At 62.2% G+C, this 13,120-nt stretch carries 11 protein-coding genes; 8 read left to right on the plus strand and 3 right to left on the minus strand.

The window, feature by feature from the left end:
• Positions 1-15: 15 nt before the first annotated feature.
• The 7 genes from gnd to DPM33_RS34345 all read left to right on the plus strand — a co-directional run bounded on the left by gnd (position 16) and on the right by DPM33_RS34345 (position 7,009).
• Positions 16-1,026 carry a phosphogluconate dehydrogenase (NAD(+)-dependent, decarboxylating) gene (gene gnd, locus DPM33_RS34315; protein WP_112101842.1) on the plus strand — a complete coding sequence of 337 codons (1,011 nt, stop codon included), beginning with the start codon at positions 16-18 and terminating at the stop codon, positions 1,024-1,026.
• A gap of 13 nt (positions 1,027-1,039) precedes the next feature.
• Positions 1,040-2,416 (plus strand): glucose-6-phosphate dehydrogenase, encoded by a 1,377-nt coding sequence (gene zwf / locus DPM33_RS34320; protein ID WP_112101844.1) that lies wholly within the window; start codon positions 1,040-1,042, stop codon positions 2,414-2,416.
• A 15-nt stretch (positions 2,417-2,431) separates the two neighbouring features.
• Positions 2,432-3,136 carry an ROK family protein gene (locus DPM33_RS34325; RefSeq protein ID WP_112101846.1) on the plus strand — a complete coding sequence of 235 codons (705 nt, stop codon included), beginning with the start codon at positions 2,432-2,434 and terminating at the stop codon, positions 3,134-3,136.
• A 197-nt stretch (positions 3,137-3,333) separates the two neighbouring features.
• On the plus strand, positions 3,334-3,789 hold the full coding sequence (locus DPM33_RS34330) for a Ros/MucR family transcriptional regulator (protein ID WP_112101848.1): 456 nt from the start codon (positions 3,334-3,336) through the stop codon (positions 3,787-3,789).
• A gap of 78 nt (positions 3,790-3,867) precedes the next feature.
• Positions 3,868-4,362, plus strand: coding sequence for a hypothetical protein (locus DPM33_RS34335; protein ID WP_112101850.1), 495 nt, complete (start codon positions 3,868-3,870; stop codon positions 4,360-4,362).
• Positions 4,363-4,432: 70 nt separating this feature from the next.
• On the plus strand, positions 4,433-5,533 hold the full coding sequence (locus tag DPM33_RS34340; protein ID WP_112101852.1) for an aminotransferase class I/II-fold pyridoxal phosphate-dependent enzyme: 1,101 nt from the start codon (positions 4,433-4,435) through the stop codon (positions 5,531-5,533).
• A 237-nt stretch (positions 5,534-5,770) separates the two neighbouring features.
• Positions 5,771-7,009, plus strand: a complete 1,239-nt coding sequence (locus DPM33_RS34345) for an MFS transporter (RefSeq protein ID WP_112101854.1) — start codon at positions 5,771-5,773, stop codon at positions 7,007-7,009.
• Positions 7,010-7,095: 86 nt separating this feature from the next.
• Here the strand turns inward: DPM33_RS34345 and DPM33_RS34350 are convergent, their stop codons facing one another.
• The 3 genes from DPM33_RS34350 to DPM33_RS34360 form a co-directional block, all read right to left on the minus strand.
• Positions 7,096-7,326, minus strand: coding sequence for a hypothetical protein (locus tag DPM33_RS34350; RefSeq protein ID WP_112101864.1), 231 nt, complete (start codon positions 7,324-7,326; stop codon positions 7,096-7,098).
• 130 nt (positions 7,327-7,456) lie between these two features.
• Positions 7,457-8,527: a cyclic nucleotide-gated potassium channel gene (locus DPM33_RS34355; protein WP_112101856.1), complete on the minus strand. Its 1,071-nt coding sequence runs from the start codon at positions 8,525-8,527 to the stop codon at positions 7,457-7,459.
• Between the two features lie 352 nt (positions 8,528-8,879).
• The gene (locus DPM33_RS34360) at positions 8,880-12,323 is read right to left on the minus strand and encodes an AAA domain-containing protein (RefSeq protein WP_112101858.1); all 3,444 of its coding nucleotides are present in this window, start codon (positions 12,321-12,323) and stop codon (positions 8,880-8,882) included.
• Positions 12,324-12,688: 365 nt separating this feature from the next.
• Here DPM33_RS34360 and DPM33_RS34365 point away from each other — a divergent pair.
• Positions 12,689-13,120: adenylate/guanylate cyclase domain-containing protein (locus DPM33_RS34365; protein ID WP_146770378.1), on the plus strand; the 432-nt coding region annotated here is incomplete at its 3' end.

Genomic DNA, 13,120 nt, shown 5'->3' on the forward strand with positions numbered 1-13,120 from the left:
AATCGGGATGACACCATGCAGATCGGAATGATGGGACTGGGCAGGATGGGCGCCAACATGGTGCGGCGCCTAATGCGCGACGGTCACGAATGCGTCGTCTACGACATCAATTCGGCAAGCGTCGCCCGCATGGTCAAGGACGGCGCCGTGGGCGCCGCTTCGCTGGAAGAGTTCGTCGGCAAGCTCGCCAAGCCGCGCTGCGCCTGGCTTATGCTGCCGGCCGCGATCACCGGCAGGATCGTCGACCAGGTGGCGGCACTGATGGAGCCGGGCGACATCATCATCGACGGCGGCAATTCCTACTATCACGACGCCGTCGACCAGGCGGCCAAGCTGGCGGTGAAAGGCATCAACTTCGTCGATGTCGGCACCAGCGGCGGCGTCTGGGGCCTGGAGCGCGGCTACTGCCTGATGATCGGTGGCCCGGACGAGGCGGTGAAGCATCTCGATTCGGTCTTCGCCACGCTGGCGCCGGGCGCCGATGCGGGCGCCAATCCATCGAAGGAGGACGGAACCGCGGCCTTCGGCTACCTGCATTGCGGCCCGAGCGGCGCCGGTCATTTCGTCAAGATGGTGCATAACGGCATAGAATACGGCGTCATGGCCGCCTATGCCGAAGGCATGAACATCCTGAAGTCGGCCAATGCCGGCAAAAGGCAGCGCACCGCCGACGCAGAGACAAGCCCGCTGGAGAGCCCGCAATACTATCAATTCGACGTCGACCTGCCCGCCGTCGCCGAGGTCTGGCGGCATGGCAGCGTCATCGGCTCCTGGCTGCTCGATCTCACCGCCGGCGCGCTGAAGGATGATCCGTCGCTCGCCCAGTTCGGCGGCCGCGTTTCCGATTCCGGGGAAGGCCGATGGACACTGAAGGCCGCGATCGACACCGGCGTACCGGCGCCGGTGCTGTCGTCGGCGCTGTTCGACCGCTTCTCCTCGCAGGGCGAATCGCAATTCGCCGACAAGCTCCTGTCCGCCATGCGCTATGCCTTCGGCGGCCATATCGAAAAGAAGCCCGGCGCGTGAGGGGAGACGAGGCATGAGCCAGGAGAGGTCCGACACGCTGGTGCTTTTCGGAGCGACCGGCGACCTTGCGCACAAGAAGATTTTCCCGGCGCTCTACCAGATGGTTGCCAAGGGGACGCTGACCGAGCCGGTGATCGGCGTCGCCTTCGACCCCTGGGAACTCTCCAAACTGGTGGACCGCGCCCGCGACGGCATCGTCACCGCGCTGGGCAGCATCGACGACAAGGTCTTTTCCAAGCTCGCCTCGCTGCTGCGCTATGTCAGTGGCGACTACAGGGATAGTGCGACCTTCGAGAAGCTGAAGACCGCGCTGGGTTCCGCGCAGCGGCCGCTGCACTATATGGCCGTCCCCCCGACCATGTTCGAGACCGTCGTGCAAGGCTTGGAGCAGTCCGGCACCGCGCGCGGCGCGCGACTGATGGTGGAAAAGCCCTTCGGCCACGATCTGCAGTCGGCGCGCTGGCTGAACCGGGTGCTGCACCTGGTGTTCGACGAGCAGTCGATCTTCCGCATCGACCACTATCTCGGCAAGGAAGCGATCCAGAATCTGCTCTATTTCCGCTTCGCCAACTCTTTCCTCGAACCGATCTGGAACCGTAACTTCGTCGAGAGCGTCCAGATCACCATGGCCGAGGATTTCGGCGTCGAGGGGCGCGGCAAATTCTATGACGATGTCGGCTGCATCCGCGACGTGATCGAGAATCATCTGCTCAACATCCTGCTGCTGCTTGCCATGGAGCCGCCGGTCGGCCGCTCGGCGGACGACCTGATTGACGAGAAGGTGCAGGTGCTGCGCGCGATTCGGACGCTGACCAAGGACGATGTCGTGCGCGGCCAGTTCGACGGCTATCTCGCCGAGCCCGGGGTGCGGCCGAACTCGCCGGTCGAGACCTTCGCCGCTGTGCGCTTCTTCGTCGACACCTGGCGCTGGCGGGACGTGCCTTTCTTCATCCGCGCCGGCAAGAACATGCCGGTGCACGCGACCGAGGTGATCGTGCGGCTGAAGCGGCCGCCGCTCGACGTCTTCGATCCGATCAAGCCGGGCGACGCCAATTATGTCCGCTTCCGCATCGATCCGCAGGTGGCCATCTCGGTCGGCGCACAGCGCAAGAGAGCCGGCGACGACATGGTCGGCGAGCAGGTGGAGCTGACCGCGCTCGACGACTCGAAGGGCGACATGCCGCCCTATGAGCGGCTGATCGGCGACGCGATGAACGGCAACGGTCAGCTCTTCACGCGGCAGGACGCGGCCGAGCTCGCCTGGCGCATCGTCGGGCCGGTGCTCGGCGACACCACGGCGCCGGCAACCTACGCGCCCAAGACCTGGGGACCGGCCGATGCCATGAACGGCTTCGGCCCACCCGAAGGCTGGATCAATCCGACGAAATAGCTTCGGGAGGACAGGATGGCGAAGGCAGCAAAGAAGGCCGCAGCGGGCAGCGATCCGATCGTGCTCACCGTCGATGTCGGCGGCTCGCATGTGAAGATCCTCAGCAGCGCCGGCGGCGAGATGCGGCGCGTCCCGTCCGGGCCGAGCCTGACGCCCGACCAGGTCGTCGCTTCGGTGAAGAAGCTGGCCGAGGGCCTGGATTACGACGTGATCTCGATGGGTTATCCCGGCCCCGTGCGCGACAACAAGCCTTCGCTCGATCCCTTCAATCTCGGCAAGGGCTGGAACGGCTATGATTTCGCCGCCGCTTTCGACAAGCCGGTGAAGCTCGTCAACGACGCTCTGCTGCAGGCGATCGGCAGCTACGACGGCGGCCGCATGCTGTTCCTCGGCCTCGGCACGGGACTGGGCGCCGCCATGATCATCAAGAATGTCGGACAGCCGATGGAACTCGCCCACCTGCCTTACAAAAAGGGCGCGAGCTTCGAGGATTATGTCGGCGAGCGCGGTCTGGAGAAGCACGGCAAGAAGAAGTGGCGCAAATACGTTTTCGACGTCGTCGACAGGCTTCGCGCCGCCCTGCAGCCGGACTACATCGTGATCGGCGGCGGCAATGTCGACAAGCTCGATGAATTGCCTGAAAAATCCCGGCGCGGCGACAACACTCGCGCTTTCGAGGGTGGATTTCGTCTATGGCGCGACAAGGCGCTGATCGTCTGATATTGTTACATTTCAGTATAACTGTTCAAAAGAACGTGTAACGGCGCGACAGATCATTGCGCCGCGCAGATTTGCCGACTAGGAATTCGCCGGCCTGCGGCGCTGTTCGCTTTTCCGGATTCGCAAAAGACGCGCGCGGCGCTTTGACATTACACACCGCGTTTTTCGCGACCTTGCGGCACAAATGGAGGGACTACGTGGACGAGGACACCAGCACAGCCAAGGAAGTCGACCTGCTCGAGCTCACCGCGCACATCGTATCGGCCTATGTCGCGAAGAACCGCCTGCCCGCTTCGGGCCTGGGCGAGCTGATCGCCAGCGTCGCCTCGTCGATCGGCGGGATCAGCCAGCCGGCGGAACCAGCGGCGCCGCCGCCGGTCCCGGCCGTCAATCCCAGGCGCTCGGTGACGCCGGACTACATCATCTGCCTCGAAGACGGGAAAAAGTTCAAATCGCTGAAGCGCCATATCGGCGTGCATTTCGGCCTGACCCCCGAGGCCTACCGGACCAAATGGGGCTTGCCGGTCGACTACCCGATGGTTGCCCCCAACTATGCGGCGTCGCGCTCGCAACTCGCCAAATCGATCGGCCTTGGCCGCAAGGCGGAACCGGTGAAGCCCACCAGGGGCAGGAAAGCCAAGGCGCCGGCCTGAAGACGCCTGCTTGGCTGAAAGGCCTGTCAGAGCTACACGTCTTGGAAAGTAATCCAATGACGAATGCTCTGACGGGCCATGCACTTCATAAACGAGACCGACGACTATTTCGCTGAGGGGCTTGATAGATACAGCTCGCACTATGAGATCGTGCGCGAGCCGGCGCTTGGCCGACTATACGCCAGTCTCTTGGCGAAATACGGAAAAGCATTTGATCTCAAGCCGGTAAGGTCCCGTCCCCTGGAAGGGGTCGACATGGAAGCCTACAGGACGGAAGGACATGCCTTCTTCCTTCTTTTCTACGCGACGATGAAAGATCAGATCGGCGGACCTCTCTACGTCATAACCGAGTTGCACGGCCGAATTTCCCGCCCGGACGCCATTTTTGAACTCGAAAGCTCCGTCGCGCTTTCCTTGACTCAGGCCGTCAAGGGCGGCGTAGATCATGTCTGTTTCAAAAGAGACCTCGAATTCCTGCTGGTTCGAGATCAGAACAGTATGGTCGCCGGCTACGGCAAAGCCGCCGCCTGGGTGAGAGCCTTCCGAAAGTTCTATCCCGAGTTTGTCGTTTGAAGCCCAGATCGTTGACAACGGGCCTCTGCTGCTGAGATGGGACTTGGGCTAACGTCCCGAGGGAGCAAGCATGAACTACGCCAGGATGCTGATCGAGAAGGAAGCGCCGGAGGAATACGGCTACGACCGCATCCGCTACAACCTCTCCGAAAGCTCGATCGCCGACCAGAAACTCTCCGACATCGGTTTAACACTGCCCGATTTGACGCTGTTCTACGGCGAGCATCGCGGCGACAAGGAATTGCGCGCGCTGATCGCCGGGCAGGACAAGGGCATTTCTCCCGACGATGTGCTGGTGACCGCGGGCGCGGCAGGCGCCCTGTTCATCATCGCCACGTCGCTGCTGTCGGCCGGCGACCATCTCGTGGTCGTGCGGCCGAACTACGCCACCAACATCGAGACGCCGAAGGCGATAGGCTGCGCCATCTCCTATGTCGATCTTGATTTCGACCACGGCTTTGCCGTCGACATCGAACGCCTCACGGCCGAGCTGCGGCCGAACACCAGGCTGATCAGCGTCACCTGCCCGCACAATCCGACCGGCACGATGATGACCCGCGCCGATCTCGACGCGCTGGTCGCGCTTGCCGAAAGCCGCAACTGCCGCCTGCTGGTCGACGAGACCTATCGCGACCTCTCCTTTGGCGGGCGCCTGCCGGCGGCGGCCTCGCTCAGCCCCAGCGCCATCAGCGTCTGCTCCTTGTCCAAGGCCTTCGGCATTCCGGGCATCCGCATCGGCTGGCTGGTGACCAGGGATCCGCGACTGCAGGAGACCTTCCTCGCCGCCAAGGAGCAGATCGGCATTTGCGGCAGCGTCATCGACGAGGCGATCGCCCGCGCCACGCTGGAACGCCGCGACGCCTTCCTGGCGTCGCTGCTGCCGGAAATGACCAGGCGGCGGGACATCGTCCAGGCCTGGATCGACGGCGAGCCGCTGGTCGACTGGGTGCGGCCGCAAGGCGGCGTCGTCGGCTTCCCACGGCTCGACGTCGATGCCGGCTTCGACCTCGACAGTTTCTACGCCCGGCTGCTGGCGGAACACGGCACCTATGTCGGTCCCGGCCACTGGTTCGAGATGCCCAAACGCTTCTTCCGCCTCGGCTTCGGCTGGCCGACGGAAGCGGAACTGCGCGGCGGGCTGGCGGCTGTCTCGGCCGCTCTGAGAGGCTGACCCATCTCCTTGTTTTGACGCAATTCCGGACGGAGGGCTACGGCGAAGTCGCCGAGCCTAATCGCTCGCACTTTTCCTGGGATTGCTGCAGCCAGGGCAGGGAAATTTCGATTTTTTTTGATCCAGCGCGGATTTTTGCGCGCATGGCGAAACGAACTGGGCTAAAGGGGTCTGGCCGGACCAGCGCCCACCGTGGAAGTGCCCCGCCGGCCATCGTCGAAACGGGGCCCTCGAACCATGACAGCCGAAGCAACTTCACCCGACCAGCGTTACGCCGCGTTCCGGCACCGCCCGTTCCTCAGCTACTGGACGGCGCGCTTCCTCACGACCTTCGCCACCATGATCGTGTCGGTCGCCGTCGGCTGGCAGGTCTATGACCTGACCCGCGATCCGTTCGACCTCGGCATTGTCGGCATCGTCCAGTTCTTGCCCTCGCTGCTTCTGGTGCTGGTCACCGGTGTCGTCGCCGACCGCTTCGGCCGCCGCCTGATCATGACCCTGTCGACGCTGATCGAGGCCGGCTGCGCGCTCGTTCTCCTGTTTTTGACTCTGCGCGGTCTGCACGGTCCGCTGCCGATCTTCGCCGTGCTCGTCATGTTCGGCATCGCCCGTGCCTTCTATGGGCCGGCCTCGTCCTCGCTGTTCGCCAATCTGGTGCCGCAGCAGGATTTCGCCAACGCGATCGCCTGGAACTCGTCGGCCTGGCAGACGGCGACCATCGTCGGCCCCGTTGCCGGCGGCCTGCTCTACGGCGTCTCGGCCGAAGTGGCTTACGCCACCGCCGCTGTGCTGATGCTCGCCGCCGCTTTGCTCGTCTTCACCATTCCGAAGCCCGCGCAGCAGACGGCCACCGACAAGCCGACGATGCAGACGCTGTTTGCCGGCTTCGGCTATATCTGGGGCGAGAAGATCGTGCTTGGCGCGATCTCGCTCGACCTGTTCGCCGTACTTTTGTCGGGCGCCTCGGCGCTGCTGCCGGTCTATGCACGCGACATTTTGCAGCTCGGCCCCTGGGGTCTCGGCCTGCTGCGCTCGGCGCCGGGCATCGGCGCCATCTGCGTCGCTGTCTGGCTTGCCGGCCACCCGATCCGCGACCATGCCGGCAAGATCATGCTGGGCTTCGTCGCCCTGTTCGGCGCCTTCACCGTGCTGTTCGGCATCTCGACCGTCACCTGGCTGTCGATCGCGGCCCTTGCCTTGCTCGGCGCCACCGACATGTTCAGCGTCTACATCCGCGAGACGCTGATTCAGCTGTGGACGCCGGACGATGTGCGCGGCCGCGTCAACGCCGTCAACCAGGTCTTCGTCGGCGCCTCGAACGAGGTCGGCGAATTCCGCGCCGGCACCATGGCGGCGCTGATCGGCACGGTTCCCGCCGTGGTGATCGGCGGCATCGGCGCCGTCGCCGTTGCGGGGCTCTGGGCCTATCTGTTCCCGGCGCTGCGGCAGGTGCGGCATCTCAACAGCCGCAATTGATTGAGTTCTCGATCCAAGCCGCTGGATCCGACACGCGGGCCAATCAGGCTGCGCCGTCGGCTAATGAGATAATGTCGGGAGCAGCTCTACTCCGAAAAGCTCACGCTGACGCCGCGCTGCCGAAAATAGGCCTGCATCAACTTGCGGCCGGCGCGGTTGTTCTGGACCAACCTTGTCGGATCGAACACCGCCTGTTTCTTCCCCTCGCGTGCCAGCGTCGCCTTGAGGGTCGCAATATGCGCATCGAGATCGGCATTGTCCGCTCGGAGTGAGGCATAGATATTTTCGGTCGCCTCGGCCAAGGTCAGTTCGTTCACAGTGTCGTCCTTTTGATTGATCGGGCGGCGCCTTAGCACAGATTCGCGGCTCCGCCGATACCGGCAATGCACAGCGCCGCCGGCGAAAGCCGATGCATTCGCCAGCGCCTCGGACCTTTGGCAACGACGCTTATTCCGACGGTTGCGCGGCGCCGCGCCGCTCGAGCGCGGTCTTGCGGATGATTTCCGCGATCTCCGGGCTGCTGCTGCACAGCATCTGGAAATCCACAGAGTGCAACGACAGCAGTGAGACCGCCGTGGCGGCGCTGACGGTCGCCATACGCGGTTCGCCGCTGATCAGCGCCATCTCGCCGAAAAAGGCGCCGGGGCCGAGTTCCACGGGATTCGGTGTCGCGACGCTGACGCGCCCCTCCACGACGAAGAACATCTGGTCACCGATCTCGCCACTGCGGCAGATCACGGCGCCCGCCGGCACGGTGCGAGGTCTCAACGCGCGCACGATCTCGACCAGCACGGCCGGTCCGAGCTTCTGAAACAACGGCACGGCGGCGACCAACTGCCAATTGCGGACGAAATCCCCGCGACGGACCTCTTGAGAGAAGCCGGTGGCAAGAATGCCGGCCCACAGCGCGAAGATGCCGATGCCACTCATCATGACCCCCCCGGCAAGGACGCGGCCGGCGAAGCTTTGCGGAATTTCGTCGCCATAGCCGGTGGTGGACAGCGTGACCACGGCCCACCACATTGCCTGGGGGATGCTGCCGAACTTTTCCGGTTGGATCTCGCGCTCGATGACATAGCCCGCGAGCGCGACACCGAACAGAACGACGCCGAAGAGCGTGGTGACGCCGATCAGGTTGCGCGCTTCGTTGGCCAGCACCCTTCCCAGCACCGGAAAGAACGTCGAGTCGCGCAGCGGCTTCAGCAGCCAGACGGCACAGTAGAGGCTCCGGTCGGGCGTGCCGACGAGCAGAAATGCGGCAAGTGGAACCAAGACGGCGAGCACATCGATGGCGATTTTGGGCGTCGTGTTCCTAACGTCTCCCGGCCGGCACTTGAGCAGCGTCGCGGCCATTTGCAGGAGATAGGCGCCCCAAATGACAGCGAGTACCGCAGCCAGAGCCAACCTGCTTCGTCCGGACATGTCCGGTATCGTGAGCCCAGCCACCGCCAGAAGCCCGGGCGCAGCCAGCACCGCGTTGAGCGGCGCGTAAATTCTTAGGAAAGGCAGTACCGACATTCTGCGCCCACGAACCGCTACCACTCTCCAAAATAGAATGCCTTCGAGGCAAGCGCAAAGTGCTTGCTGTCGCTGCAATGTGCATCATCACCAGACGGTGAACTCCGGGGTTGCTTGGTGGCCGGACGCCTGGCCGAACACGAATGTTGACTCGTAGTGCGAGCAGCCGGAACGGTTGGACGACCGATGTCGGCCTTTGCCGGATGGCGATGGCCGATCGAATGACCGGGATGAGGCGCAAACCCGCCATGTCGTCTTTGGTGCCTGAAACGGGCCAGCCGGTTTCGTCAGCATTTTGGATAAGCTGCCGTTCCAAAACTCCACGAAATGGTGGCTGACCGGCTCAGCAAGTTCACAAAGTTAGGATGCGGGCTTTCAGGCTGTCTTCGAGAGTTTGGATTTCTGGGCCTAGATGCTTGCCACGATAGACAATCGAAGTCTCATGGCGCGCAAATTCGCCAGTTCGATGGGCGCTGAACCAATTGAATGAGCCGACTGCGAGCACAGCGTCGTCCACCCATACCAGCTTGCTATGAAGCCTTTGGACGGCGTGGAGCGTGGCACCAAACCCGGTCAAAATCTCTTTTGTGCTCGCGAATATGTCCTGTTCGGTTTTGTTGCGGTCACGGGTCAGAGAGGGGTCAGCGTAGATTTCCACTTCGACGTCTCTTGCGCGGGCTGCGACGATGGCCTCGGCGAATCCGACCTGCTTCATGGTTGCGATGTTGATCCAGGGGGAGACGACACAAAGCCTGCGCTGAGCGTTCGCAAATCCATTCAGCAGAAAGGCGTCATGCTCGACCGCATCACGCAAGGATTCGACCGCTGGTATCCCTTTGGAAAGATCCGTTCGCGATGGCACATCGAACACCATCTCGCTTGCGCTATGTCTGGAGAGAAAGTGCGCCAGGACCGATCTCGGGCTGCCCGGGGGCGCGGAACCCAGCGTATCCATGTCTCCAAAGACGAGAAGGGCGTCTTTTGCGCGCGAGACCGCCACGTTGAGCATGCTGGGTGAGAGGTCGATGAAACCGCCGTTGGAATGTTTGGAGTAGACCGGCGAAAAGATGACCACATCGCGCTCGGCGCCTTGCAAAGCGTGCACTGTGCCAACGGTCATGCCCTGCCGACCGACGTCGATGCCCAGAGCAGCGCAGGCGTTACGGATTTCGCGGACTTGGCGGCCAAAGGGTGTGACGATCCCGACGATGTCTTCCAGGCGCTTGCCGTAGCGTGCTTTCAGCTTTTCGGCATTGGCGATAAGCCAGGCTGCAATCGTCTGTGCCTCCAGCGGATTGAACCGGCTGCCGCCTGCCGATATCGCCATGCCGTCGATATGGATATAGCTCATCGGCTGCGGCGAGCTTTCCTTCGCCTGGCCTCGCATTGGCTGCAAGGTCCCCTTGTAGCAGAGCTCGTTGCAGAAACTGATGATTTCGTCAAAGCAGCGCCGGTGCTCAAAAAGATACAGGCCCCGTTCCAGCTCCGGATAGGGATAGAAGCGGCAGGCTGACTGCGCTAGGCGCATCGTGCTTCCTTTGCGCGATGTCAGACCGACCCTATCAAGCGCTTCCAAGGCCTCTCGGCCTCCACTAGGCGGCAGAAGCCCTACCTCGATCAGATTTCCGGCATCGACGGCGGCAGTCAGTGTGGAGATTGGCTCGATCTGCTGAATGTCTCCAATCACCAGAGCCCGCTTCGCCAGCGCGAAGGACGGTCCCGCGATTTCGGGCAGCACCTGGCCTGCCTCGTCCACGATCAGAAGATCGATATGGTTGAACAAATATTCCGTGCGATAGCTGCCCGAGACATTGTCACGACAGGTCATCTTGCGCGGCAGCGTTGCGAAGGTGGAAACGGCACACGGTGTCAGCATCATCCGCCGGGACCACATCGGTTCGGCTATGCTGCGGTCGTTGCCGCCACGACCAGTTTTCTGAACCTGCTGGAGTGCAGGTAGTGCTTTTTTCATGGCCAGTAGCCAGCGCCCTTCCCAATAGTGTGTAGCGAGTAGGAAGAGACGAAACCGCACCGAACGATCGGCCGCGCGGTCGAACGCCAGGAGATCGGCGCCAAGATGTGAATTGGGCAGGAGAGTTGACGCCAGCTTGCGCCAGGCCTCTTCCTGCAGCCTTTGTTGTGCCACGGCGTGCTCTGCTTGACCCCAAGCGTCCGCGGCCTTTTTCGATCGAGCGGCGGTATCGCTCGCGGACGCCTTCAAAAGACAATCGATGCCGTCGATCCGCTCGACCGTTTTAAGTTCGTCGGGCGCGCCTGCTGCACGCAAAAATACGCGCGCCCTTAGAACCCGTTTTTTTGCGACCGGCGGCAGGAAACCGAACAGAGAAAGCAGCATCGGCTCAGCCGCCAGCCAGCCTTCCCATTTGTGTAGCAGATCTTCGGCTGCAGCCTTTTCGGCTGCACGATGCTCCTTCGCTTCCCGAAGTCTTAAGAGGGCGGAATCCGGATTATCCCCGAGTATCCGCTGGACAGCATTTTCCGCCGCACGGCATTTCGCGTAAGCCTCATCGGCCCGAATCAGAATACTGCTTTCCTCTTGCAGACGCTGATGCAGGGTGGAGACGACCGACGCCACATCGGTCCGCTTCAAATGGGGAAAGGCGTTCCGAGCCGCATCAAGGTAGGCAATACAGGCACGATCCAGATATTCTGGCGTTTCGAGCTTTTGGAAAAAGTGTTCGGTCTGATATTTGACCGAGGCTTCCGCCTCCCTGCTGGCGGCAGCGAGAAAGAGCCCGAAGCTCTTGATGTCCGGCAGCCAACGGCCTGCAAACGCACCCTCCCCTCGCGCGAAATCCTTGCCGAAGGCGTCGATGATATTCGTGACCGCCTGATTGTTGGTGGATGCCGCAACGATCAATGGTGGATCGGCTTGGGCGAGCGCTGCGCGGACCCACCCGTCAGCGATAGCCGACAAGAGCATCGTTGTTTTTCCGGTGCCCGGCGGTCCGTTTATGGCCAGAATGTCGCCATCCCGCGCCCCAGCCAGATGAGCAAGCACTTCGCGCTGATGGTCGGCGACCGGGAACTCGTCGTTGGAATGACCAAGACGGCCCCCCAGTGGAAAAGGAGGCTGGCGCGCGGGTTCGATGTCACTAGGAACCCTGCGTGCAAAATTTGCCAGAAGCGGGCAGTCCGGCAGCTCTTCGATCAAGGTATCGCTAAGGTCCAGGATCTGCTTTACAGTCGCTGCCGCCTCGCTTGCAGGTCGGATGAGCCCATGGCCGACGATCAGGTATTCTGGATCCGAAGCTGGCCAGTTGCCGCCGACTTCGGCCATCATCTGCTGCCAATGATGCTGAAAATGCTGCCATAGATCCGGATCTTCTTCTTTCCCCGCGAAGCCTTGTGCCGTCAGAAAGCTGTCGAGATCCGCAACGCGGCCGACCGAGAAGGCGCCACGCGCGAGCGGATCGAGTATATCCCGTGCAATCACGCAGTAGTTGGGAATGATCCGGCCTTCGCGTGTGACCTGTGCTTCGGTCACGATCGGCGTGATTTCGAGCGGTAGGCCATCTCCGCGCAATCTTGCATGCCGGCTCTGCCGGCGGACATGTAATGGGCGATAGCTAACTGCGATGCGCCGCACGCGTTCCGGCACCTTGTCGAACAGGAAATCGACGGCCTCTCGTCCGAGAAAACCAGTCTCGGCCTCTTCACTCGAGAGGCCGTGAAATTCCTCGAGCATCTTGCTCGTCAGGCAGGCGTCTCCGATCGCACTGTCTGCGACCGATGACCGCCAGTATTTCAGAACTGCGAGATCTGTCTTGGTCACAACTTATCCAAAAAATGTATTTGCTCTGTCCCTATCTCCCATAGAGGTGCTGTACATTCAACATTTGCGCGCAAACGCGCTGTGTGCTGGAAGACAATTTGGCAGGGGCGCGACGACACGCTCGGACCGACAGCGGACTGGCAGGTTCAGGTTGTGGATGTTCAAAAAGCGGAGGTTCGGCTGGACCAAAGTAGCCCTTCGGCAGCAGCCGCGATCGGACCATAAACGATGCCGTGTGAGGAATGGCCAAAGGACGTGGTGCGTTGATCGCTGCTGGCGCCGGCACTGCATGCTCGCATTCGAGGTAGGACTGGAATACGCTCGTCGCCCGGAGCTTCGACCTACGGGAGAGCCGGGACACAAGCATGGAGCGACGCCTCACCGCTATCCTTGCTGCCGACGTCGTCGGCTACAGCCGCCTCATGGGAGCCGACGAGGTTGGCACGCTTGCGCATCTGAAGAGGCTTCGCGCGGAAGTGATCGAGCCCAAGATCACAGAGTCGCACGGACGCATCGTCGGTTCCGCTGGCGACAGCCTTCTTGTCGAATTCGCCAGCGCAGTCCACGCGGTGCAGTGTGCGGTCGAAGCCCAGGAGGGATTGGCCGCTCACAATGCAAGCTTGGCCGAAGACAAGCGCATGACTTTCCGCATGGGCGTGAATTTGGGCGACGTGATTGCACAGGACGATACGATCTACGGTGATGGCGTGAACATCGCCGCGCGGCTCGAAAAGCTTGCAGAACCTGGCGGCGTCTGCATCGCGAGCAACGTCCACGAGCAGGTCAAAGGCAAACTG

Source organism: Mesorhizobium hawassense, from assembly GCF_003289945.1.
Classification (GTDB): domain Bacteria; phylum Pseudomonadota; class Alphaproteobacteria; order Rhizobiales; family Rhizobiaceae; genus Mesorhizobium; species Mesorhizobium hawassense.